The following is a 24,099-nucleotide window of genomic DNA, read 5'->3' as shown; positions in this document are numbered from 1 at the left end:
CATGTTAATTTATAACATATGAAGAAATTGTTCTTCATCCAAGATAGAAATCCCTAAATTATTTGCTTTATCAAGCTTTGTCCCTGCTTCAATGCCAGCAATCACATAATCTGTTTTTGCCGATACGCTACCACTTACTTTGGCACCCAAGATGAGTAATTTCGCTTTAGCCTCTTCTCGACTCAGTGTATTTAAAGTTCCAGTGAGTACCACAGTTTTTCCAAATAAAGGGTGCTCCTTATTTTGCTGTTTTTTCTCAATTTTTGGCCAATGAATTCCAAGTTCTAACAAATGTTGAATCACTTGCAGGTTGTGAGTTTGTGCAAAAAAATGGACTATATTTGCAGCGCCAACAGGCCCCATATCCTCCAAACTCATGAGATCTGCTTCTGTTGCATTTGAAATTGCTTCAATATCTCCAAAATGCTCTGCTAACACCCGAGCACTTGCCTCACCAATTTCGCGAATTCCTAAAGCATAAAGAAAACGACTTAATGTGGTCTTTTTGCTATGTTCTAAGGCTTGTAATAAGTTTTTTGCAGACTTCTCACCCATACGCGGAAGATTTGCCAATGTAGAAACGTCAAGCCGATAAAGATCAGGGAGATGCCGTACAATACCTTCATCAACCAATTGTTCTATTAAAACCGAACCTAATCCTTCAATATGCATTGCCTTACGTGAGGCAAAATGCCACATCATTCTTTTTAATTGGGCTTTGCAAAACAAACCACCAATACACCGGGCAACCGCTTCACCTTCTTCACGAACGACATCAGAATCACAAACAGGGCATTTCAGAGGTAAACAAATTTCCTTAGTATCTGCGGGTCGTTGTTCTAAAACAACTGAAACCACCTCAGGAATGACATCGCCAGCGCGACGGATAATCACTTTATCCCCTATTCTAATATCTTTTCTGGTAATTTCATCCATATTATGCAGCGTGGCATTACTCACCGTAACCCCAGCAACATTTACTGGCGCTAAACGAGCCACGGGCGTTAAAGCCCCGGTTCTCCCAACTTGAAAATCAACGGCTAAAATCTCTGTTATTTCTTCGGTAGCTGGAAATTTATGTGCGCAAGCAAAACGAGGGGCTCGGGAAATAAAACCCAATTGCTGTTGTAAAGCAATACTATCCACTTTATACACAACACCATCGATTTCAAAAGGAAGTTGGTCACGCCTGGCGAGCATGTTGCAGTAATAATCCAAACAACCTTTAATTCCCACTTCCCTTTTTGATTCAGAAGAAACTTTAAAACCAAGTTCTTTTAGTAATTGCAATTGCTCCCAATGAGTGTTTGGTAAACGATAATCTTCACAAGCGCCAATACCATAACAATAAATCGCCAATGGTCTATTTGCCGTTACTGCAGGATTCAATTGCCGTAAACTTCCAGCAGCTGCGTTACGTGGATTCGCAAAGGTTTTTTCACCCAATTCTTTGGCTTTTTTATTGTATTGCTCAAACCCTGATTTTGGCATATATACTTCGCCACGTATTTCAATAAAACGAGGCGGCTTATTGCTTCTTAAAACTAAAGGTATTGCTGCAATCGTTTTAATGTTGGCAGTAATGTTTTCACCTGTAGTCCCATCTCCACGAGTGGCTGCATAAACCAATACTCCATTTTCATAAGTAATATTTACAGCAAGACCATCCAACTTTGGCTCACACGTAAAAACTAATTGCTGAGCTGGCTCATCTAATTTTTCAGTGACTCGCTTAACAAATGCCTGTAACTCTTCTTCACTGAAAACATTTGACAAGGACAACATAGGTTGTCTGTGGGTTACGGGAGCAAAAGCATCTGCGGGAGTACCTCCGACACGTTGTGTTGGTGAATCAGCAGTCAATAATTCAGGATGCTGCGCTTCTAAATTTTGTAAAGCACGAAAACATCGATCATACTCAACATCAGGTACTAAAGGTTCATCCAGTACATAGTAATGATAATCATACTGTCTTATCTTATCTTTTAGTCTAGCCGCTTGTTCCTTTATTTCATCAATAATCATTCATTGCCATCCATCTAAAACATAACTACAAAGCATAAATCAATACTTATAATTATCTTAAAAACATTAGTTTATCACTAAAAAATATGCTATAGATACATGTTGATTTAATATAATCTAGGATAATAAAATGGATTTTAAACGTCTTATATTTACTTTGTATTTTCTTCTATTTTCTTCATGGGTTTATTCGCTTCCAGAGCCTGGTGGCAATTTAGGTATTGCATTAGTCCATGGCACCAAAGATCATCGTGATGATGCGGAAGGAGTTTACTGGAAAACAGACTTTATCCAGAGTCTCACCCAAGCACTTCCAAACCCCGAGAACTATTACGTGGTGCACTGCGATTTCAGCAAGTATATGTGGGATGAAGATGCAGCTGGATGCGCAGCAGATCAATTATTGAATTTTATAGCAGATAAAAATATTAGCTCTTTAATCGTATATACCCATTCTAATGGTGGAAATGTCATTCGTTGGATTCTTTCTAACCCCACCTATGACAGTCGCTACCTTCAGTTAAAAAACAAAATCGATCAAGTTATTGCTCTAGCACCATCAAGTGGAGGAACTCCACTCGCTGATGCCTTGCTTAATGGTGGAGTTTTTGAGGCCAGCCTAAGCTGGTTATTAGGCTATACCGGGGATGCTATAAAACAGCAGCGTATTGGTGATATGTACATTTATAATGAAGAGCTTTTGTTTGGTACAAAAAATCGCCCTTCCTTACCTAAACCCTTTAAGTCTGTTGTAGGTACCGATGTTATAGCATCTCCTTTGAATTCATCCAGTTATTGTAATGGATATATTCTTAACAGTGGCCTAAAAATAGCCAAACTCTATTTAGATAGTTGCGCTGATGGTTTTTTAAATTGCAGCTCACAAGCAGTTGCCGGCTCAATTTGGTTTTATGATAAAGATAAATTAGAGGATCATTTAACCTTAAGCCATAATCAGAGCAGACACTCATGTTTTGGTTTGGAAAAGATACTTACCTCTGTCATTGATTCAGAAGGAGCTGCTTAATGAAGACTAAACTTATTTTATTATCGTTGTTATATTGTGTTCAGCTAAATGCATACAACTTACCTCAACATCCAATCAAATCTTATGATTGCGAGACATGTGCTAATTTATCTCATGAAAATCTAAAAGACAGCTGGCAAACTACTGAGGCTCCTTTGAAAGCCCCAAGCAGCAATGCTCAAAAAAGCTACAGCTACATTAAGAAAGTAACAGCAGCACAACTAGAACAAGGAGTTACCTTACCTATTCATGCCCCAGGCGCCGTAATGCGTATTATACCTTTAGAAGATAAAGCTATTCCTGCATTAGAGCTTAAAAGTGCTTCGAATCCATTCGTGAGCTTGAAAGATGCATCGTCTTTATACAGCCAGGATGAAGCCATTGATGAGTCACTAAAAATGGGGGCACATCAGACGATGCTGCAAATCAAACCGGAATTAGGCATGGGCAATTTCATCATCAAAAGCAAAACGACCAAGTCTCCCAATGAGTCAAGCGCTTATCTGATTCATGTTTTTGAAAAATATTCGTTAATCTATCTACAAATCGAGCCTGCTGCATTACAGTATCAATATGGAGATCAATTTAATGCAACCATAACTTTAAAAGATAACGAGACCTCTTATCCTATAGATGATATTAATGCCACTTTAATTGGTCCTAATAATCAAGCTATTTCTCTTAAATTAAAAGAAATAAAACGCAATCAATATGAAGCCAGTGCACATTTACTTTCAGATATCAATACACGTGGTGATAATTGGTATATAGAAGTTGATGTGACAAGCGAGCTTGAGGACAATAGTCCTACTCATCGCACAGGACGTGCCGCATTTTCCTATTCCATACCTTCTGCAGGATTAGTCAGTATTAAAAAAACATCTTCTAAGCCGTTAACTTTCGCTGTAACTGCAGATATTGCCACCGCGAGTCGCTATGCATTACAAAGCGTTCTCTATAAAAAAAATGCAGCAGGTGAAAATATTCCAGTGGAAACAGCCCAAAGCGCATTATGGCTAGAGCCAGGAAGGCAAATAATTCACTTTAGCTTTGACAATTCCGCTCAATTAGCAGAGGATCTGCTTTCAGTGGGTTATTTACATTTAACCGATTATGGGCAATTAAAACCGGTTTATCAGCACGATCTTCCGATTAAACTCAGTCAAGTATTGGACTAATGAATGCAATTTTTATCATCAATACCCTTAATTGAGGGCATAGCATGTGCTTTAGCCCTCCAGTTTTTAATCGTAGTATGGCTTTTAATAAAACAACATCAATTAAAGAGTCTTAATGAACACTATCAGGAGAAAATTCTCAGCACATTTACTACAGAAATACATCAAATACACCTCGATATTAGTGGAAAAATTGCTCAAGGACAATTAATAACACAACAACTCATCCATGATACAGTTCAAAAGCAAATGACGGATGTTCGTGAACAAATAAACCATAGTTTTAAACAGCATGCCAGTGCACTTACCTCTCACTTGCAATTACTGACTGAAGAAATTCGCAATCACCTTCACAGTTTAACGCAACAAGTCAATCATAAACTAACCGAAGGCTTTGAAAAAACTTCCTCCACTTTTATTGATGTGGTCAAACGATTGACTATTATTGATGAAGCACAAAAGAAAATCACTGAATTATCAAATCATGTCGTAAGCCTACAAGATGTACTGGTTGACAAAAAAGCACGCGGAGCTTTTGGTGAAGTACAGCTTTCAACTCTCATCAGTAATATGATTCCTGCCAATCACTTTCAAATGCAATATACATTGAGCAATCAAAAACGGGCTGATTGTATTTTATTCTTGCCTGAACCCTCTGGAAACGTAGTTATTGATGCTAAATTTCCCCTGGAAACCTATCAACGTCTTATTAACGTCATCGATCCAGGATCAATGGAACGAAAATCCTTACAACAACAATTTCGACAGGATATTCAAAAGCATATTAAAGATATTGCAGATAAATACATCATTCCTAATGAAACAACTGACGGAGCTATGATGTTTATTCCTGCTGAATCTATTTTCGCTGAAATCCACGCAAATTATCCAGACTTGATCGCCCTATCACAAAGACTAAAGGTTTGGCTTGTCTCTCCAAGCACTTTGATGGCCGTGTTAACTACCGCTAAAGCGGTACTCAAAGATGATGCCACACGTAAACAAGTCCATATTATCCAAAAGCATTTACAAGCACTTGCAGATGATTTCCAGCGCTTTGAAAAACGAATGGATAAATTGTCCAAACATATTAATTTAGCACATCAGGATGTTAGTGAAGTAAATACTTCAGCCAAGAAGATTACATCACGTTTCCAAAAAATTGAATCTGTAGATATAGCATTAGATGAATTAGAGCTTATTGATACTGAAACATCAAACAACGCTTAAGTTATCGCTTCATATAAAATGAACATACATTTTGGGGTAAGAGAGCCTGATTTTACTACGCACAAAGCGAAAACTCTAAAAATCAATAAACCTTTCATAACAACTCACATTCGTCATGAAAAAGCACATTGGGAAATAATCCCTCATCTCTTTAATCTTGAATTACCCCAAGATATTTGACAACCTATAAACAGACTTATCCACAGAAAATGTGTATAACTTACAATATTAAACTGCTATGAAATTGACGAAAAATCTAGATAAAACAATGACTCTTAAAAAATTAAGTGTAAATTGCGGCTTTTACTTGAAAAAATATCCACAGGTGTGTGGCATGAAGAGAATTTAGCGAAAGCTATTTTATACAAACAAAAATAAAAAAAACAGTCTTGACTTGAACTATTTTCCTTTTGATTAGCTCGAGAGACATTTATCCAAAATAATCCTCCCTACAAAGTCGCACCTTCCTAATTCAAATGAGCCAAGATAAGAATGAGTCTTTATCCCCAAACCGACGTTAAGTATCATATAAGACCTCAAACTCATTTAGAGCAAATGAATGACACACACATTTCATGCAAAGACATATATTGAACAGACATTCACACAAGTAACTATTAAAAAAGGTCAAATAGAATTTGTTGCTTTTGAAAATTGCCGATTCAAACAATGCAAATTCCTTGAGACAATTTTTACTCATACCAAATTTATTGATTGTGATTTTGAATCCTGTGATCTTAGCCTCTCAAAATTTCCAAATTGCAAATTTTCAGAGGTCTCTTTTAATCACTCAAAACTCATTGGAATCAATTGGACGGAGTTGAACTGGCCTCTAGTCAAACTTACAAGCCCGCTCTATTTTTATAATAGCAATGTGAGTCATTCCAGTTTTTTTGGTTTAGAACTTGCTGATCTGCAGATGGAAGAGTGTAAAGCTCATGAAGTTGATTTTCGAGAAACCAATTTAAGCCATGCTCATTTTACAGGTACTGATTTACTCGATAGTTTATTTGTGCATACGAATTTAACTTCCGCTGATTTCACAAACGCGATTAACTACGGTATTAATCCAAACGAAAATAGAATCAAAAATGCACATTTTTCATTCCCTGAAGTTATTACCTTATTAAACTATTTCGAAATCAAAATTAATGACTCGCCATTTAATTAAAGAGTCATATTAATTGATGCTTCATTAGTCTCAGTTTTTGTTTCAGTCTCCTTTGAGGATGAAATAATAGAATGAAACCTTTCTTTGAACTCCTTAAAAAAAGGGACATTCTGCTTTAAAGATTTAGCCTCAACGGTCAATTCATCATCATCTCTTTCATCATCAGTGGCAAAAACAATCACTGTTTTTTTTGCTCGGGAACCTTTGGTGAATATTCATTAACTTTATCATTGTCTACTTGAATCTTGTTTTGATTGGTAAGAAATTCTGAAAAACGTATAAACGCAATACCTAAACGCTGCAAAATCCCAATACTTCGTGCTTGCTTACGCTCAATTAACTCCTCTGCTTCTGGAGTAAATTGATAGCCACTCTCTTTTGAAGTGATAAAAATTTCAACATTATATTTGTTAACTACCAACAACCCCATATTTAAGCAGTTTTATTCATCTGATGATATATTGAGATTAGTGATTAATGATCTAACCATTACCGGATCATTATTCTCTATAGCTTCCTTTAAAAACCCTAAACGATTATTACTAGAAATTATTCGATCAAAATTGGCTATTTTTTTAGCAAGAAGACTTATAGCATGAGCATTTTGTTTTTCTACGGATATTTCTATCAACTCCGATACAAGTTCAGGGGTAAATACTTTATGTCCTTTCTGTTCCAAAACATCTTTCACTACTTTATCAATTAACTGCTCATTCATCCCTGTAAACACACCTTGTAGAGTTTTTTACATTCAAATTCTATGCAATCATTTTATACTTCGGAAATATGGGCATTTTTCAAAAATTTATCTATGCATCGAGCACTACCCGAAGACAATGCGGACCAAAAGGCCGCTTCAAGAACATTCATTTTTTCATCTTTCACTAGGTCAATGAGCTCACCTAGGGCATTGGCTGTATCACGAGCAATCGCACATAATGCAATACGTCCAATTTCTTGATCGTCTAAAAGGGTTAAGTCCATTTCGCTATCTCTTAATAAAATATACCTAGCAGCTTCAGCATCATCAAACTTCATCGCAAAGTGCAAACCACCGCCAAGCTTGGCATCGAGCTTTTTTTGCTCTGGTGTTATATATTTGCCCAATAGATCATTTTTATCGGGAAAATTTCTATCCATTGGGCTTGGCTGATGACTAATGACACTTATATTCATGTCCAACTTGTCGGAGCCCGATGAAACTAAAGAGAAATTAAATGCTTTTTTGGATAACCACCGGACCATTTCCTGTTTATTTTGGAATTTCTGATTTATGTTTGAATTATTTGGGTCATATACTTTATAATGGCTCTTTTTATCCCGTGCAATTGCAATAGTATGCTCTAATGTACTGACACGCATTACTTCATTGTCTCTTAAATTGACATCTTTTGCTATTTGGGCTCAGTTATCAAGATTGGTTTGAAGGCCCATTTGAAAAACTGACTCCAAATTTTGTCTTTTTACCTGTAACTGTTCATGGAAGTTAGATTGACTGTATTTATTACGGGTGCTTTTCCCCTCTTGTAACGCGATTATTTTTTCAACCAAAATAAATAGTTCTGCATCGGGAAACTCATTGCTATCCACCGGAATTTCTTGGGCTATAAACGATAAAAGCTTTTCAAACTCCTTCTCTTTTCCCTCTAATGTATATTGAATGTATAAGGTAGATAATGCATGGCAGATTCCATCTTCAACTACTTTGAGTGGCAGATCATGATATTTAAGGTAATTGTTTAAATTCCTAATTACTAAATATTGTTCTGTATTGACGCTGTCTCTTGGCATAATATGGCTCCTAAAATTAATACTAAACATATTTACTATTTAAATATAAAAAAATGTGGGTAGGATTAACGGGACTATTCAAGTTTCGTTGTCGGAATACGTATATCGATATAAGATTTCAAAATCGCTACTAATCGACAACTTTAAGATACAACCTAAGCAACTTATCAGGTATAATAAGTGATTTGTCAGCCGATTAACCAAGCTATGCCCATAAGTACACTACTCTTCCAACCACCACAAGCCAAACAAACATGGGGACAGCTCCATGGCAGTAGCCTGGCACTTGCACTGGCAGAGTATTGCCAACAAACATCTGGAATTAAGCTCTTGATCGCACAAGACAATCTGAGCGCTAATCAATTACAAGCAGAGTTAACTTTTTTTCTTAATACGGCTTCGTCTCAAGAATTACTTTTTTTTCCTGATTGGGAAACACTGCCTTATGACCAATTTTCCCCACATCAGGATATTATTTCTGAACGATTGTATGCTTTAAGTCGTATTCAACAAGTGACTGATGCAATTATTATCACTTCAGCAAGTACCTTGATGCATAGGTTATGTCCCCCTGAGTTTTTGAATCAACATGCATTAATGCTTAAAGAAGGGCAGAAATTAGACCTAAATGCTTTTCGCAACCAACTCCAGCAATCCGGATATCATTGTGTCAACAAAGTACTCGAGCATGGTGAGTATGCCTTACGGGGTTCAATAATTGATGTATATCCCATGGGCTCAGGTTTACCCTTTCGTATCGAACTTTTTGATGATGAAATTGAAAGTTTAAGAGAATTTGATACTGACACGCAGCGTACCATAGAAAAAATTAAAGAAATCAATGTATTACCCGCGCGAGAATTTCCTTTAAACGAACAAAGCCAACTCAAATTTCGGCGCGCTTTTAGAGAGTTATTTTCTGGAAACCCAAGCCAATGTCCGATTTATGAAGCAATCAGTGAGGGACAATTCCCTTCTGGTATTGAATACTATCTTCCTTTGTTTTTTGATAAAACAGTGACTTTTTTTGATTATCTTCCAAGCACGGCCAAGGTATGTTTCATTGAAAATATTCAAGATAAAGCAGAGCAATTCTGGCTGGAGTTAAATGAACGGTTCGAACAAAGACGATACGACATTAGCAGGCCTATTTTATCTCCATCGACCTGTTTTATTAATCCTAATGAACTTTTAACCTTGGCAAATACTTATCAACAATTACGTTTATTTCATCATGCCTCAGATAAAAAGGGTGCAGTTAATTTTGAGGTTGCTCCTGGCCCACAATTACCGATTGACAGGAAAACCCAAGAACCTTTAAGTCAGCTGCGTGATTATTGCTCTGACTCTTCCAGACGCTACCTAATTGTGGTTGAAAGTGCTGGACGACGTGAAGTATTACTTGATCTGCTAAAACCAAGTGGGCTTACTGCTAAAATACAGTCCTCATGGGATAGTTTTATTCATGATACAGCTAAACTCAATATAACCACAGGAGAGCTCATTTACGGATGTGAGTTAATCCAGAATAATATTGTGATTATTGTTGAATCACAATTATTTGGAGAGCACAGCACACCACAAAGACGTAGTTCACAAAAATTGGTTGATCCAGACCTGATTATTCGTGATATGGCTGAATTACGTATCGGCTCTCCTGTAGTGCATTTGCAGTTTGGTGTTGGACGTTATCAAGGATTACAGCATATTGAGTCCAACGGAATGGCTAGCGAATTTTTAGTTCTCGCCTATGCGGGAGAAGACAAAATTTATGTTCCAGTGACATCCCTTCATCTCATCAGCCGTTATACTGGTGTAGATAGTGAGCATGCACCCCTGCATAAATTGGGAAGCGATCAATGGCAAAGGGAAAAGAAAAAAGCCGCCGAGAAAATCCATGATGTGGCGATTGAATTACTTGACCTCTACGCCAAAAGAGAAGCACAACCGGGACATCAATATCAAGTCGATCACAGTGACTATGCTAAATTTGCAAGCGGTTTTCCTTTTACAGAAACTCCAGATCAACTAAACGCAATTGAACAAATTATCAAAGATATGGAGTCTTCGAAGCCCATGGATCGCTTAATTTGTGGCGATGTGGGTTTTGGTAAAACTGAGGTAGCTATGCGTGCGGCATTTGTGGCCGTTCAAAGCAATAAACAAGTGTGTGTCCTGGTACCGACCACACTTTTGGCCGGGCAGCATTTTGAATCATTTAGGGATCGGTTCGCTGATTTCCCTATTAATATCGAGCTGCTTTCGCGTTTCCGATCCAACAAAGAAAGTGAAGCGGTACTTGCTGGATTAAAATCAGGTACTGTAGATATCGTTATAGGAACACATAAACTATTTCAAAGCAGTATCGCTTTTAAAAACCTGGGACTTCTCATTATTGATGAAGAGCACCGCTTTGGGGTAAAACAAAAAGAGCATATCAAAGCGCTACGTACCCACGTGGATATTTTATCGATGACAGCCACACCTATTCCCAGGACATTAAATATGGCTATGGCAGGGATTCGCGATATATCATTAATGACTACCCCCCCTGCAAAACGTTTAGCGATTAAAACCTTTTGGCAGGAAAAAAAGGATCCTATTGTTCGTGAAGCCATTTTAAGAGAAATTTTAAGAGGTGGCCAAGTATTTTTCTTACATAATAATGTCGAAACCATTGAGCGCATCTGTGAGGACCTGCAAAGTTTAGTTCCAGAAGCTAAAATTCGCAGTGCTCATGGGCAAATGCGTGAGCGTGAGTTAGAGCGCGTGATGTCTGACTTTTATCATCACCGTTTTAATGTTTTGGTATGTACAACAATTATTGAAACAGGAATCGACATCCCCACGGCCAATACAATTATTATTGATAGAGCTGATAAATTTGGCCTGGCACAACTTCATCAGCTACGTGGGCGTGTAGGACGCTCCCACCATCAAGCCTATGCCTATTTGCTTACGCCCAACCAAAAGTCCTTGACTTCTGACGCTGTAAAACGCCTTGAAGCAATTGTATCTTTAGAAGACTTAGGAGCAGGCTTTACTTTAGCGACTCATGATTTGGAAATTCGTGGCGCAGGAGAGCTTTTAGGTGAAGAACAAAGTGGTAACATGCACGCCATAGGATTTAATTTATTTATGGAGATGCTTGATAGAGCCGTAAATGATTTAAAAGCCGGGAAAATACCTGAATTATCCGCTCCCATGTATCAAGGCCCAGAGATCGACTTGCGGATTAGTGCAGTAATTCCTGAGGATTATATTTCTGACGTCCATAATCGGCTTATCATGTATAAACGAATTTCAAATGCAAAAAATACTCAGCAATTACACGATTTGCAAATTGAACTCATTGATAGATTTGGACTGCTCCCCCAACAAGTGAAACATTTATTATTGATTACTGAATTAAAATTAAAAGCAGAAAGAATGGGGATTCAAAAAATCAGCGCTGGAGCCCAGCAAGGTAAAATTGAATTTGGTGATACCCCAACTATCGACACTGGCGTTTTAATCAGTTTGATACAGGTACATGCCAAAAGGTATAAAATGGATGGGCCTCAATGCTTACGTTTTACCCTCGACAGCACATCTGCCGAGGAGCGTCTTTTTGAAATTGGGTCTTTGCTTGATAAATTGACAGGTTAAATTGTATTGATAAATAGTACCAGGATAAATATTATTTTTGACTCATTTTCGAATTTGACTCAAGACCATGTTGTGCTGATGCATGTTATTTCAAGAAGTTAAATATATTTTGCCCAATACCACTCGGTTCCGAATACGAAGACTACATAGAATCGTTGGGCCTGAGCCCAACAAGACAATCAACTTAAAACCAATAAGTAAACGTTAATTAATGGGTACCACCTACTGTCAAGGCATCTATTTTTAGCGTTGGTTGCCCTACACCAACTGGTACGGACTGTCCTTCTTTTCCACAAACACCAATTCCACGATCTAATCCTAAATCATTTCCTATCATACTGATTTTTTTCATCACATCAGGACCATTACCAATTAATGTAGCTCCCTTAACTGGTGTAGTAATTTTCCCATCTTCAATAAGATAAGCTTCGCTCGCAGAAAACACAAATTGGCCAGAGGTAATGTCAACTTGCCCACCGCCAAAATTAACTGCATACAAACCACGTTTAACTGAGCGAATAATTTCTTCAGGATCATATGAACCAGCTAACATATAAGTATTTGTCATTCTTGGCATAGGCACATGGGCATAGGATTCACGACGGCAATTACCTGTAGATTTCATACCCATCAATTTGGCATTCAGTTTATCCTGCATATAATTCACTAAAATACCATTATCAATTAAAGTGGTACATTGCGAAGGAGTTCCTTCATCATCAATAGTTATTGAACCTCGCCTGTCTTTTAAAGTGCCATCATCTACTACGGTAACTCCTGGTGCAGCAACCTGTTCACCAATACGCCCTGAAAATGCAGACAATCCCTTACGATTAAAATCACCTTCCAATCCATGCCCTACTGCTTCATGTAATAAAACACCTGGCCAACCAGGACCTAGTACAACGGGCATAGTTCCTGCGGGTGCAGGTCGAGCTTCCAAATTAATTAAGGCTTCACGTACGGCTTCACGTGCATAACTTAAAGCATTTTCTTTTTCAAGAAAATAAGAGTAGGCTACTCGACCACCGCCTCCAGAACGAGCAGATTCTCGCCTTCCTTGTTTATCCTCCACAATGACGCTTACATTGATACTTACTAATGGCCTAACATCCGCGATCATCTGTCCGTGCATCCCCGCTACCATCACAACCTCATAACAGCCGCTTAATGCAGCATTTACTTGAATGACGCGAGGATCAATCCGGCGTGCTTCTTTATCAATTGCTTCTAATAAAGCGATTTTTTCATGTTTACTCATACCTTCCATCGGGTTTAAACCTTGATAACGGCTTATCGCAGCACTTTTTACATGAATGGATTGAGTTGGCCTGGAGCCAGTTAGTGCAATGGATCGTGCCGCATCAGCTGCTCGCAGCATTGAGGGCAGTAAAATATCATCGCAATAGGCAAAACCTGTTTTATCGCCACTAACAGCACGAATACCCACCCCTTTATCCAAAGAAAAACTACCACTTTTCACGACTGAGTCCTCTAGATACCAAGACTCATATTGGCAGCTTTGAAAATAAAGATCTGCATCGTCAATATGATGGTTCATCATGGTTTTAAATAATTTTTCAATCCCTGTCTCATCCAAAGCCGCAGGAGCCAATAAAACTTTTTTCGCTGTAATCAGTGCTTCTGTCATTTAATTACCCATATAAAATATTTATCCAATTACGCTGTGTTAAGCAGACCCTATATCTATAAGTTTAATACATGATGGTCTAAACAAGGGAACTTTTGGCGTAACTCTTGCTGTTTTTTTAAATCAATATCTGCAGTAACAATACCAGATCCGGTTTCTTTTTGTACAAGTATCTTACCCCAAGAATCAACAATCATGCTATGTCCATAAGTAGTTCGTCCATTTTCATGTATCCCACCTTGATTCGCTGCCAAGACATAACATAGATTTTCAATGGCTCTTGCCCGTAATAATGTATCCCAATGCGCCAAGCCTGTTGCTGCTGTAAATGCAGAGGGAACTGTAAACAACTGGGATCCTTGAAACATTAGTTGTTGATAAAGTTCAGGGAAACGTAAATCATAACAAACAGTTAAACCTATTTTTCCAATTGGCGTATCAACAAGGGCAAGCTCATACCCGCGCTCAATAGATGAGGATTCCAGGTAAGATTCATGAGGTGATACCTGGACATCGAATAAATGAATTTTATCATAACGTGCGGCGCATTTTCCTCGTTCATCATAAACAAGGCAACTGGCTCGAACCTTAGCTCCCGAACTTTTCAGAGGAATAGTCCCGGCAATTATCCATACACCTAACTGCTTTGCGAGTTGGCTAATTTTTTTTTGAATTGGGCCTTGGCCATAGACTTCTCCTACCTGTAGTTTGTCCGACTCATGCAGCCCCATAAATGCAAAATTTTCAGGCAAAAGAACGAGATCAGATTGATCCTCGCGTGCTTGCAAAACCAGTTTTTCCACTTGTTGCAAGTTATCAGTGACATTTGCTGACGAAACCATTTGTACTAATGCTGCCCGTGCCATATAAATCCCCAATTTATGTCATCAAACTGTCGAACTAATGCCTATTGTAGACATAGGATACAATAATGTAAAACATAGAAAAGCCGAGGGCTGCTTCTTTAGATTTATCCCTCGTACATGAATTTATATTTTATTATCCGGAGGACAATTTATTGTACCAATCTATCCACTTAATCTTGTCGAGCGCAAAATTAGATCGCCCTGATCAATGACTTACTTAAAGAAGTCCTAAAATTTTACTTATGATACTTAGGCGTGTTGACATGCCTTAAAGAAGTATTGTTGAATTTAAAACAAAAATAATAGGTTTTAGACTTGAAATATGGGAAACTTTCCCTTAGATATGCTAGACTAAATATATACATAAAGAGGAGATCTAAACAATGAACCGAAATGATGTTACTGTCCTAACGAGACGTAATGAATCTGTGCTCGCAAGCAACAAAGTATTGCGAAATACTTATCTGTTACTTAGCCTAACCTTTTTTTTCAGTGCGTTTATGGCCTACATCTCCCTTGCAAGCGGTGCTCGGCCGATGAACCCCATACTTATGATAGTTGGTGTTTATGGGTTAATGTTTTTAACTCAAGCACTGCGTAATAGCGTTTGGGGCTTGGTAAGTGTTTTTGCTTTCACTGGATTTTTAGGTTATACACTTGGTCCAGTACTAAACTTTTACATTAGTAGTTTTACAAATGGGCCGCAATTAATTGCTACTGCATTAGGCGGAACTGGTATGATTTTCTTTGCATTATCAGGTTATGCGCTTACTACAAGAAAAGATTTTAGTTTTCTTGGCGGGTTCCTTTTTGTTGGTGTAATGGTAGCATTATTAGCAATGATTGCAGGAATTTTCATTCAGATTCCCGGATTACAACTCGCTATTTCAGCCGCCTTTATCCTAATTTCTTCCGGATTAATTTTGCTACAAACCAGTGAGATTATCCATGGAGGAGAAACAAACTATATTTCAGCTACGGTAGGTCTGTTCGTTTCAATATACAACTTATTTGTGAGCTTGCTTAACATATTAAGCGCCTTTTCTGGCCGCGACTAGTTATCAGTCTCCTCTACCTGAATCCCGGTTATTTATAGCCGGGATTTTTTTATGCGCATAATAAATTGATAATCAATCCAAAACTTCTTAGCCCGAGACTGTTAAAATTTGATTTTGATAATTACTAAAACTAATTCACCTATGTCCTCTGGTTTACCTATTCTTTTTAATGATATTTAATTGTTAAGTTTACCAACAGCCCCACTAAGTGATTTGCACGATTAGTCATTATCAACCCAGCCGCTTTTACATCAACCTTTAATACAGGAGTCAATAGCAATTTTAATACCCATCACAGAACGCATTTAGAAATATTATCGCTTATCCAATAAGAAGATCCAATAGTAATAGTAACTTTAGGTTTTACTGATAGAGGATACTTAACCAAGGTTTATGGGAATAATGCCGTGTTTATAATTCTTTAGAAAATGCAAGGTATCAGAGGAAGGCATCGGTTTAGCAAGCAGGAATCCTTGCCCATAATCACATTTGTTAGCAATAAGAAAATTTAATTGATCTTGATTTTCTATACCCTCTGCGAGCACAGAAAGATTTAGTGTTTGAGCTAAATAAATGATGGCTTTAATGAGATTTTTATTATTTTCACTGTACATCAAATTTGATATGAATGATTGATCAATTTTCAACTTATCAAGAGGAAAGTTTTTAATACGGTTGAGATTTGAGTATCCCTTACCAAAATCATCTAAAGCGATCGTTATCTTTTTCTTGCGTAACTCCCTTAGTGTCGATATTACCTCTTCAGAGCCTTGTATCAAGGTTTGTTCAGTCAATTCCATTTCAAGACATGAACCTGGCAAAGCATAATGATCTAATGCCTTATTAATATCATGAAGTAACTGGGCGTGTTTAAACTGCTGAGCAGTTACATTTATAGAAATTTTAATTAAATGATGTCCTTGTTGTCGCCAAATATTGAGCTGGCTACAGGCTTCATTCAACACCCAGGTACCTATTTTAGTTAAAAGCCCCAAATCATGCGCATAAGGGAGAAAGTTATCAGGGCTTAAAAGACCTAATCGCGGATTTTGCCATCGCAACAATGCTTCTAAGCCAATAACTTTTTGAGTTTTCAACTCAACCAATGGTTGAAAGAACAACTTAAATTCTTCATTTTCCAACGCCATATAAAGTTCATTTTCAACCAACATGCGCTCGTATGTGTATTCACTAAGCTTCTTTGTATAATAGGCAAAAGAGTTTCTACCCTGTTCTTTTGCTCTGATCATGGCAATATCAGCACACCTTAACAATTCATCTGCTTTAATTCCATCTTGAGGACAAATCGCCACTCCAATAGCACATGACAGTGTCAAGTAACTGTGATCAAACTCAAAAGCTGGCTTCAAAGCACATAGAACTGCTTTAATGATTTTTTTAGCGGAAACATGATGATTCAGCGATGAAAGAATAACAAACTGATCCCCCCCCAAACTGCACAAGGTGCCCAGGTTTTTGACAGCGTCATTTAATCGTTCGGCAATCATACATAAAAGCTGATCACCTTTGCTGTGTCCAAAAACATCGTTTACTTGTTTAAATCTATCAATATCTACAATAAAGACGCCAAACTTGTGATTATCATTTACTAAATCCTTAATAACAGTGTCTAAAATATCAAATATAGAGGATTTATTAGGCAGTCCAGTGATTAAATCATGCTTATTACGATGTATCATCTGATTTTCAAGATTCTTGACAACCGTCATATCATGAAAACTTAACACTTGAATGAGTGGAAGTTCTTTGGATTTTGAAGTTTGCATAGAAGCCTCTAAAAATCGAGGGCCTTTTAGCTCTAGAGTTATTCGCTTCCGGCTCTCTGATGGTTGGATAAGGATATCCATTAATTCACGAAAATTTTCCTTATTCTTTGCTTTTTCACTCATGTTGACAAGTAAATCAAAGATAGAATAGTTTTTGACATCTTTCGCAGGAACCTCCCATAACTCGGTAAACTTAGAATTACAATGAGTAATAATCCCTCTTCTATTCCAGGCAAGAATACCATCATTAGTGGCATCCAGTGTTGCTTCAGTTAAAGCTCTGAGTTTTTTTTCCTCTTTTGAGCGCTGTCTTTCAAGCTGTACATAATAGAATAATGAAGAAAACATTAATGTAAAAATTGTACCAAGTATAAATATAACTAATGGCAATAAAGATGGAACATGGTTTATATATTCTTGTTCGTGTACGGATAGGGCGAGCATGCTGTTTATTAAAAACATACCCTGACCAATTATCAATGGCATTGCAGGCCATACAGAGATACCGTGATATTGGCACCTATAGAGTAGTGAGAATAATAGCGTTAATGAGAGCAGTATAAAACCTATAGCCGTATTAAGAGCCATTGGAGTAAATTGACTCCATTGATAAGCTCTTTCTAGCGAAGAAAAATAACCACTTGCAAACAATAAAGACATAAAAAACAAGATAATGGCAAAAATTGATGCGACTACTCCCATTCGAAACGACAATTTATCTCTACCTATAATAAGGATCACCAACCCGACAATAATAAATGAAACACATGAATTTGGCGCCATTCTCCCTGGGAACAAATTTGAACTACTGTAATAATGATGAAAAAATAATTCATCAATATGCAGATTAATTCCCGTTGCTGATTGAAGAAGTGCTAATATAGAAAAGGTAACAGCTATTATGTTTAGAAATTGACAGATTTTATAATAATGAAAAAGCAAAAATAGTAGGCAAATACCAAAAATCAAAAAAGATAACGCTGTATTATATACCATGGCAATCGTGTTAGCCTGATACTGCAACAGCCAAGTGATTCCAGAGTACCATCCAATCAAAACAGAACTGCCCAGCACAATAGTCATGCAAGAAAACAAGATACTAAGCTGTAGGAATATTCTTGGTTCTTTCATTACTACTCTATCAGTCCCTTTTATGTAACTTATAGAATAGAGTAAAAAATTGAATTGATCATCTTCTTTTTTAGTATCGATTAGAGTGATTTTTAAAAAAGGAAGTTCTCATCTCAAGATTGTATTAATGTATTGTAAGGTGAAAATCCCTGGATGTAAGCAATCAAGTATGTGACCAGGTATCCTTGGTCTTGAAAAGATCAGGGAGATCCTCGACTGTTTTCTTTAATGTTTGTTCTAGACTAAATACTTCCCTTGTCTTTTGATAATAAATCCCCAAAGGAACCGGATAGGCAGGGAAAGATAACGAAGCTAATTGCATAGCAGCTATAAAATTACTTGGATCGTGCTGATAAAGCTCCTTATCCGAGTTTGAAATACAAACAAACTCATCTCCTTGTCTATGAAGTGCCTTTTCTTGTTCCAAGCCATATAACAAAGGTTGTCCTTCTTCTAATATAACCGTATTTTCAACTCGATTATTTTTTAACGCGAACTCATCAAATGCACCATGATTAAATATATTGCAATCCTGATAAATTTCTACAAAAGAGCACCCTGGATGTTCATGTGCCTTCTTTAATATTAATCCTAGATGCTGAGGATCTTTATCTACTGCACGAGCAACAAAACTTGCACCTGAGGCCAGAGCCAAAGCAAGCGGATTCACGGGCTCATTAATCACGCCCTTAGGTGATGTTTTAGTAATTTGTCCTTTTTGTGAAGTAGGCGAAAATTGGCCTTTAGTTAAACCATATACCTGATTATTAAATAACAGTATATTTACGTTCACGTTGCGGCGCAAAATGTGAATTAAATGGTTGCCTCCAATACTTAGGGCATCACCATCACCCGTAATTACCCAAACACTTAGGTCATCGCGAGTGGCTTTTAAGCCAGTCGCCACTGCAGTAGCTCGGCCATGAATAGTATGAAAGCCATAAGTATTCATGTAATAGGGCAATCTACCCGCACAACCTATTCCAGAAATAAAAACGTGTTGTTCTGGAGGTAAACCCAACTCAGGGAGCATTTTTTGTAACGCCATCAAAATGGCATAATCGCCGCAACCAGGACACCAGCGCACCTCAGTTGCATTGGTAAAATCTTCACGTTTTAAATTCTTATTCATAATGTACTTCCGTTTTTAGAGTATTCACTAAATAACTGACAGTAAACGGCTGACCATTAGTTTGGCTAATCGCTTGTACATCCACTAGATAAGTTGCACGGAGAATTTGGCATAAATGACCGCTATTTAATTCTGCAACGAATACTTTACTGTATTTTTTTAATAGTTCCCCTAAATCATTGGGCAAAGGATTTAGATTACGTAAATGAATATACGCAATTGCCAGCCCTTGTTCTGAACACTGTAAAACAGTAGATTTTAAACTACCATAGGTACTACCCCAGCCAATTAATAAGATTGAAGCATTAACATTTCCTTCAATGATCATGGGGTTATATTCACGGGCAATCCCGTTAATTTTTTGCTGACGTAAATGAACCATTTTTTGATGATTTTCTGCATCATAACTTACCCTCCCATCATCTCCTTGTTTTTCTAATCCACCTAATTGATGAATATGCCCTGGAGTACCTGGTTTATTCCAGCTACGACTTAAAAATTCGTCGCGCATAAATGGTTTTGGAAAACGATTAAATTCGATTTTAGGTAGTTTTAATGATCCCATTTCAGGTATTTTCCAAGGTTCAGCAGCATTAGCTAAATAAGCATCGAGTAAGACAATTACTGGAGTCATATATTTAATCGCTAAATAAAATGCCTCCAAAACAGTATAAAAGCAATCCGCAGCTGATTGAGCTGCTAAAACAGGCAATGGAGCCTCTCCATGACGTCCATATAGAGCTTGCCTTAAATCACTTTGACTTGTTTTAGTTGGTAATCCAGTGGAGACACCTGCACGCTGTACATCAAGTACAACCAGGGGTAATTCAGCCGCTACTGCTAATCCAAGGCTTTCACTCTTTAAATCAAGACCAGGACCGGAAGTTGTGGTCAAAGCCAATCTTCCCCCGTATGCAGCTCCAATACAAGCACAAATTGCTGCAATTTCATCTTCTGCTTGTAATAACTGCACGCCAAAATCAGTCAATCGCGCACATTCATGGAGGATAGCAGAGGAAGGTGTAATTGGATAACCAGAAACTAACATGGGTACTTGCGTCGAAGTAGCAAGTGTCGCAAGCGCTAATCCTACCGCCTCAACACCAGTTATTTGTCGATATTCCCCTGTCTCGCGGCGAACTTCACCTAACATATAATCACGCCGACTTAATTCCAAGGTCATGGCATAATTATACCCAGCTAATAAAGCCAATTGATTCGCTTGGGCAATTACGATATTGGTTTTGAATTTTTTAGCAATAAATGCTTCGCAGACTGCTGTAGGCAAATCAAACAGCCACAATACTAATCCTAAAATATAAAAATTTTTAGCTTTTGTAGCTTGAGGTTTTGTTAATTCAAGAGAGTTAACAGCCTGTAATGTTTGTGTAATTAAAGGAAATGAAATAATCTGATAATTTCCAGAGCAATTGTCAAGAAAGCTTTTATCAATACCTGCTTTTTGCCAATCTTTTACCTGATAACTATCCTCATTGATAATCAGTAAACCACCCTGATTTAAATATTGTAAGGAATTTTTCAAAGCCGCAGGATTTAAAGCAACAAGCACATCAAGGGATTCACCCGCAGTAAAAATAGCATGTTCTGCCATTGCTAATTGAAAACCAGAAACTCCCGATATTGTGCCTGCCGGGGCCCTGATTTCTGCAGGAAAATCGGGTAAAGTTCGTACATCACGTCCAGTAAGTGCGGCACTAAGAGTTAATTGTTCACCAACCAATTGCACTCCATCGCCAGAATCTCCTGTAATCCGAATTACAATCACGTCAGTTGTTGACATAAAGTCTCGCTTCTTGCATTAATTGGCGCATATGCCTTACAGCCTCTTTCATTCCACAAAATAAAGCTCTGGCAATAATAGCATGGCCTATGTTAAGTTCATGCAACTCTTTTATAGCTGCAATAGACTGCACATTATGATAGTTGAGCCCATGACCCGCATTGACAATGAGATTTAAGCCTGCTGCATATTCTGCGGCGCGCTTTATTCGCTCGAGTTCATGCTGTTGCTGCTCAACCCCTGTTGCATCTGCATAACATCCTGTATGTAATTCAATTACAGGAGCACCTATTTCAGCAGCTGCCTTAATCTGTTCCAAATCAGGATCAATAAATAAAGATACTTCACTGCCCATAGCCTGCAAACGTCTCACTGCCTGTTCTACGATTTTATGGTGGGTAATAATATCTAAACCACCTTCAGTCGTAAGCTCTTCCCTTTTTTCAGGAACTAAACACGTATGTTCTGGAGAAATCTCTTCAGCAAAATTAAGCATCGCCTCAGTAACTGCTAATTCAAGATTCATACGCGTTTGCAGCACTTGTCTAATTAAACGAACATCACGAGCTTGTATATGCCGTAAATCTTCTCTCATATGCAAGGTTATCCCATCTGCACCCGCTTCTTCTGCATCAATTGCAGCTTGAACAGGATCAGGATAACGAGTACCGCGCGCCTGACGTACAGTAGCTATATGATCAATATTAACACCCAAGAATATCGGCTTGTTCATTCTACACCTTACATATCAAAATTAAGAGTATAAGGTTCATCCGGAGTTAAACACAAGTTGATTCAATATATGTGCTGCCAACTTCATAACGTAGTGTCTTATTTAGCTTCTACAAAATACAAAGATCGCGATTTAATTTCGCGCCCTCCTACGAGATGGTCTATAGCCTGGCGCATTATTATTTTTGCTGATTTAAGATAGGCTGTGTCACTTAAATTATCTTGTGCTAATGCTAGAATATGTTCACCAGGGATGCCTCCACTATCACTAACAAACCCTTCACCAGCAATAAATTGATAATGCAATTCAGCAAGAATCAAATTTTCAGTTCTAGCTTCCTGAGTTAATGAAAAAGAATAACCGCAAGTTCGCAGCAAGGTCCATTCAAAGCGTCTTAACAGAGCTTCTAATACTAATCTATCTTTTGTTGAAACCAGTTTATTTAAAGTGAATAAATAAGCTTCAAACAACATCGAGTCGGAAGAATTAGGGGCTAGAGCATAATAAAGAATTTCATTGATATATAAGCCTGCAAAAAGAGCATTGCCTATGAGTGGCAATGTTGATGAGATACTTTCAATAGATTGTATATAATACCGATCGTAACGCTCAGCAATACTTACCCATAAAGGGGTAAAAGCTTGTAAAAGCGCCTGTTTTTTAGGAGTACGCCCTCCTTTATAAAGGCATTGAACTATGCCAAACTCGCGTGTCAAAAAACTGACTCGGGCACTGGTGTCCCCAGACCATTGTTTGTGTAAAACCCATGCCTCTACAGTCCTAGTCATAGCCGAGTTGTTTTAAAATACGCTCATCATCCGACCAGCCTGATTTCACTTTACACCAACATTGGAGAAAAACCTTTTTGCCTAATAACTTTTCCATATCTATTCTGGCAGTTGTTGCTATTTCTTTTAACTTTTGTCCTTTATCACCAATAATCATACGCTTATGATTATCTTTATCAACTAATATCAAGGCATGAATACGTACAAGAGTACCCTCATCCTTAAACGATTCAATATCTACAGTAACAGAATAAGGTAATTCTTGCCCACAAAAGCGAAATATTTTTTCACGTATAAGTTCTGCACACAAAAATTTTGTGGGCCTATCGGTTAATTGATCATCTGGAAACAAATGCGGTCCCTCAGGTAAATAAGCCTGTAGTTTTGCCTGTAATTCATCAACCTGCATCCCTGTTTTTGCCGATATAGGTATAATCGCTGCAAACTCGTGCTTTGCACTCATTTGCTCTATCCAAGGTAACAACTTATCTTTATCGTCAATTTTATCCACTTTATTAACCACTAAAAGACTGGGTACTTTGGCTTGTTTCACCAAACTTAGAACATATTCGTCTTCTTCCTTCCAATGAGTACCATCGACTAAAAAAGCGATCACATCTACATCACGCAATACACTAATCGCTGTTTTATTCATCATACGATTCATGGCTTTTTTGTTTCCCTGGTGAATACCCGGTGTATCCACATAAACAAATTGATAATCTCCTTCAGTGCATATACCTAAAATACTGTGCCGCGTTGTCTGGGGTTTTTTTGAGGTAATGCTTACCTTTTGCTGCAAAATACAATTAAGTAGTGTTGATTTGCCTACGTTAGGCCTACCAACTAATGCGATATAGCCACAATAACTTGTCATTAATATTGATCCCTACTCATATAACCACTTTGTCTTCCCTACATTACAATTAAGTAAAGAAGCGCACTCTTTGAAATCTACAGCCCGAAGCTGTTCTGAGTAATTTTTTTATCTCTCAGGGTTTGTCTGCAATGTCTCAATCATAAAGAGAATAGCTATTTTGTTTATTTTTAAAACATTGTATCAGTGCCCCTATAAAATTTCT

At 37.6% G+C, this 24,099-nt stretch carries 19 protein-coding genes; 6 read left to right on the top strand and 13 right to left on the bottom strand.

Annotation, left to right across the window (positions count from 1 at the left end; all coding sequences use genetic code 11):
• Positions 1-9 precede the first annotated feature (9 nt).
• The gene (gene ligA, locus EKG34_RS16700) at positions 10-2,025 is read right to left on the bottom strand and encodes an NAD-dependent DNA ligase LigA (RefSeq protein ID WP_012979210.1); all 2,016 of its coding nucleotides are present in this window, start codon (positions 2,023-2,025) and stop codon (positions 10-12) included.
• A 130-nt stretch (positions 2,026-2,155) separates the two neighbouring features.
• Between ligA and EKG34_RS16695 the strand changes: the two genes are divergently transcribed.
• The 4 genes from EKG34_RS16695 (at position 2,156) to EKG34_RS16680 (ending at position 6,631) form a co-directional block, all read left to right on the top strand.
• On the top strand, positions 2,156-3,052 hold the full coding sequence (locus EKG34_RS16695) for a hypothetical protein (RefSeq protein ID WP_003636858.1): 897 nt from the start codon (positions 2,156-2,158) through the stop codon (positions 3,050-3,052).
• The gene (locus tag EKG34_RS16690) at positions 3,052-4,230 is read left to right on the top strand and encodes a DUF4785 domain-containing protein (protein WP_003636857.1); all 1,179 of its coding nucleotides are present in this window, start codon (positions 3,052-3,054) and stop codon (positions 4,228-4,230) included. The genes EKG34_RS16695 and EKG34_RS16690 overlap by 1 nt, the downstream gene beginning before the upstream one ends.
• A gap of 3 nt (positions 4,231-4,233) precedes the next feature.
• Complete coding sequence (locus EKG34_RS16685; protein WP_012979211.1) at positions 4,234-5,460, top strand: DNA recombination protein RmuC; 1,227 nt, start codon at positions 4,234-4,236, stop codon at positions 5,458-5,460.
• A gap of 559 nt (positions 5,461-6,019) precedes the next feature.
• Positions 6,020-6,631 (top strand): pentapeptide repeat-containing protein, encoded by a 612-nt coding sequence (locus EKG34_RS16680; RefSeq protein WP_003636854.1) that lies wholly within the window; start codon positions 6,020-6,022, stop codon positions 6,629-6,631.
• Positions 6,632-6,809: 178 nt separating this feature from the next.
• Here the strand turns inward: EKG34_RS16680 and EKG34_RS16675 are convergent, their stop codons facing one another.
• Genes EKG34_RS16675 through EKG34_RS16660 form a run of 4 tightly spaced genes read right to left on the bottom strand, consistent with a single transcriptional unit; the run spans position 6,810 to position 8,422 of the window.
• Positions 6,810-7,061 (bottom strand): hypothetical protein, encoded by a 252-nt coding sequence (locus EKG34_RS16675; RefSeq protein ID WP_003636853.1) that lies wholly within the window; start codon positions 7,059-7,061, stop codon positions 6,810-6,812.
• Between the two features lie 12 nt (positions 7,062-7,073).
• Positions 7,074-7,349: a hypothetical protein gene (locus EKG34_RS16670; protein ID WP_003636852.1), complete on the bottom strand. Its 276-nt coding sequence runs from the start codon at positions 7,347-7,349 to the stop codon at positions 7,074-7,076.
• A gap of 53 nt (positions 7,350-7,402) precedes the next feature.
• Positions 7,403-7,993: a hypothetical protein gene (locus tag EKG34_RS16665; protein ID WP_012979213.1), complete on the bottom strand. Its 591-nt coding sequence runs from the start codon at positions 7,991-7,993 to the stop codon at positions 7,403-7,405.
• Positions 7,994-8,035: 42 nt separating this feature from the next.
• A complete protein-coding gene (locus EKG34_RS16660) occupies positions 8,036-8,422 on the bottom strand; it encodes a hypothetical protein (protein ID WP_003636849.1) in 387 nt (128 codons plus the stop codon).
• Between the two features lie 207 nt (positions 8,423-8,629).
• Here EKG34_RS16660 and mfd point away from each other — a divergent pair, with 207 nt between their 5' ends.
• Entirely contained in the window at positions 8,630-12,070 is a 3,441-nt protein-coding gene (gene mfd / locus EKG34_RS16655) for a transcription-repair coupling factor (protein ID WP_003636848.1), read from the top strand.
• A 208-nt stretch (positions 12,071-12,278) separates the two neighbouring features.
• On the opposite strand, the gene tldD is transcribed toward mfd, so the two are convergent.
• Both tldD and EKG34_RS16645 read right to left on the bottom strand, forming a co-directional pair.
• Positions 12,279-13,721: a metalloprotease TldD gene (tldD, locus tag EKG34_RS16650; protein WP_003636847.1), complete on the bottom strand. Its 1,443-nt coding sequence runs from the start codon at positions 13,719-13,721 to the stop codon at positions 12,279-12,281.
• A 56-nt stretch (positions 13,722-13,777) separates the two neighbouring features.
• Entirely contained in the window at positions 13,778-14,587 is an 810-nt protein-coding gene (locus EKG34_RS16645; protein ID WP_003636845.1) for a carbon-nitrogen hydrolase family protein, read from the bottom strand.
• Positions 14,588-14,970: 383 nt separating this feature from the next.
• On the opposite strand from EKG34_RS16645, the gene EKG34_RS16640 reads away from it, so the two are divergent.
• The gene (locus EKG34_RS16640; protein ID WP_003636844.1) at positions 14,971-15,645 is read left to right on the top strand and encodes a Bax inhibitor-1/YccA family protein; all 675 of its coding nucleotides are present in this window, start codon (positions 14,971-14,973) and stop codon (positions 15,643-15,645) included.
• Between the two features lie 380 nt (positions 15,646-16,025).
• Here the strand turns inward: EKG34_RS16640 and EKG34_RS16635 are convergent, their stop codons facing one another.
• From EKG34_RS16635 to era, 6 genes are all read right to left on the bottom strand, one after another.
• Positions 16,026-18,563, bottom strand: coding sequence for a putative bifunctional diguanylate cyclase/phosphodiesterase (locus EKG34_RS16635; protein WP_003636841.1), 2,538 nt, complete (start codon positions 18,561-18,563; stop codon positions 16,026-16,028).
• 163 nt (positions 18,564-18,726) lie between these two features.
• A complete protein-coding gene (locus EKG34_RS16630; protein WP_003636840.1) occupies positions 18,727-19,695 on the bottom strand; it encodes a 2-oxoacid:ferredoxin oxidoreductase subunit beta in 969 nt (322 codons plus the stop codon).
• On the bottom strand, positions 19,688-21,496 hold the full coding sequence (locus EKG34_RS16625) for a 2-oxoacid:acceptor oxidoreductase subunit alpha (RefSeq protein WP_003636839.1): 1,809 nt from the start codon (positions 21,494-21,496) through the stop codon (positions 19,688-19,690). The genes EKG34_RS16630 and EKG34_RS16625 overlap by 8 nt, the downstream gene beginning before the upstream one ends.
• Positions 21,483-22,229: a pyridoxine 5'-phosphate synthase gene (gene pdxJ / locus EKG34_RS16620; protein ID WP_003636838.1), complete on the bottom strand. Its 747-nt coding sequence runs from the start codon at positions 22,227-22,229 to the stop codon at positions 21,483-21,485. Before pdxJ ends, EKG34_RS16625 begins: the two co-directional genes overlap by 14 nt.
• Before the next feature lie 98 nt (positions 22,230-22,327).
• On the bottom strand, positions 22,328-23,017 hold the full coding sequence (gene recO / locus EKG34_RS16615; protein ID WP_003636837.1) for a DNA repair protein RecO: 690 nt from the start codon (positions 23,015-23,017) through the stop codon (positions 22,328-22,330).
• Positions 23,010-23,894, bottom strand: coding sequence for a GTPase Era (era, locus tag EKG34_RS16610; protein WP_003636836.1), 885 nt, complete (start codon positions 23,892-23,894; stop codon positions 23,010-23,012). Before era ends, recO begins: the two co-directional genes overlap by 8 nt.
• Positions 23,895-24,099 lie beyond the last annotated feature (205 nt).

It is taken from the genome of Legionella longbeachae (genome assembly GCF_004283175.1).
Lineage (GTDB): Bacteria > Pseudomonadota > Gammaproteobacteria > Legionellales > Legionellaceae > Legionella > Legionella longbeachae.
The sequence above is the reverse complement of the archived record's forward strand: the minus strand, read 5'-3'. Positions and strand labels throughout refer to the sequence as shown.

Bases quoted from the DNA above. Each gene is read 5' to 3' on its own strand.
- EKG34_RS16625 (WP_003636839.1), bottom strand. From the start codon at position 21,496: ATGTCAACAACTGACGTGATTGTAATTCGGATTACAGGAGATTCTGGC.
- EKG34_RS16690 (WP_003636857.1), top strand. From the start codon at position 3,052: ATGAAGACTAAACTTATTTTATTATCGTTGTTATATTGTGTTCAGCTA.
- EKG34_RS16660 (WP_003636849.1), bottom strand. From the start codon at position 8,422: ATGCCAAGAGACAGCGTCAATACAGAACAATATTTAGTAATTAGGAAT.
- pdxJ (WP_003636838.1), bottom strand. From the start codon at position 22,229: ATGAACAAGCCGATATTCTTGGGTGTTAATATTGATCATATAGCTACT.
- EKG34_RS16640 (WP_003636844.1), top strand. From the start codon at position 14,971: ATGAACCGAAATGATGTTACTGTCCTAACGAGACGTAATGAATCTGTG.
- EKG34_RS16685 (WP_012979211.1), top strand. From the start codon at position 4,234: ATGCAATTTTTATCATCAATACCCTTAATTGAGGGCATAGCATGTGCT.
- EKG34_RS16630 (WP_003636840.1), bottom strand. From the start codon at position 19,695: ATGAATAAGAATTTAAAACGTGAAGATTTTACCAATGCAACTGAGGTG.
- EKG34_RS16695 (WP_003636858.1), top strand. From the start codon at position 2,156: ATGGATTTTAAACGTCTTATATTTACTTTGTATTTTCTTCTATTTTCT.
- mfd (WP_003636848.1), top strand. From the start codon at position 8,630: ATGCCCATAAGTACACTACTCTTCCAACCACCACAAGCCAAACAAACA.
- era (WP_003636836.1), bottom strand. From the start codon at position 23,894: ATGACAAGTTATTGTGGCTATATCGCATTAGTTGGTAGGCCTAACGTA.
- EKG34_RS16665 (WP_012979213.1), bottom strand. From the start codon at position 7,993: ATGCGTGTCAGTACATTAGAGCATACTATTGCAATTGCACGGGATAAA.
- EKG34_RS16635 (WP_003636841.1), bottom strand. From the start codon at position 18,563: ATGAAAGAACCAAGAATATTCCTACAGCTTAGTATCTTGTTTTCTTGC.
- EKG34_RS16680 (WP_003636854.1), top strand. From the start codon at position 6,020: ATGACACACACATTTCATGCAAAGACATATATTGAACAGACATTCACA.
- tldD (WP_003636847.1), bottom strand. From the start codon at position 13,721: ATGACAGAAGCACTGATTACAGCGAAAAAAGTTTTATTGGCTCCTGCG.
- recO (WP_003636837.1), bottom strand. From the start codon at position 23,017: ATGACTAGGACTGTAGAGGCATGGGTTTTACACAAACAATGGTCTGGG.
- EKG34_RS16645 (WP_003636845.1), bottom strand. From the start codon at position 14,587: ATGGCACGGGCAGCATTAGTACAAATGGTTTCGTCAGCAAATGTCACT.
- ligA (WP_012979210.1), bottom strand. From the start codon at position 2,025: ATGATTATTGATGAAATAAAGGAACAAGCGGCTAGACTAAAAGATAAG.
- EKG34_RS16675 (WP_003636853.1), bottom strand. From the start codon at position 7,061: ATGGGGTTGTTGGTAGTTAACAAATATAATGTTGAAATTTTTATCACT.
- EKG34_RS16670 (WP_003636852.1), bottom strand. From the start codon at position 7,349: ATGAATGAGCAGTTAATTGATAAAGTAGTGAAAGATGTTTTGGAACAG.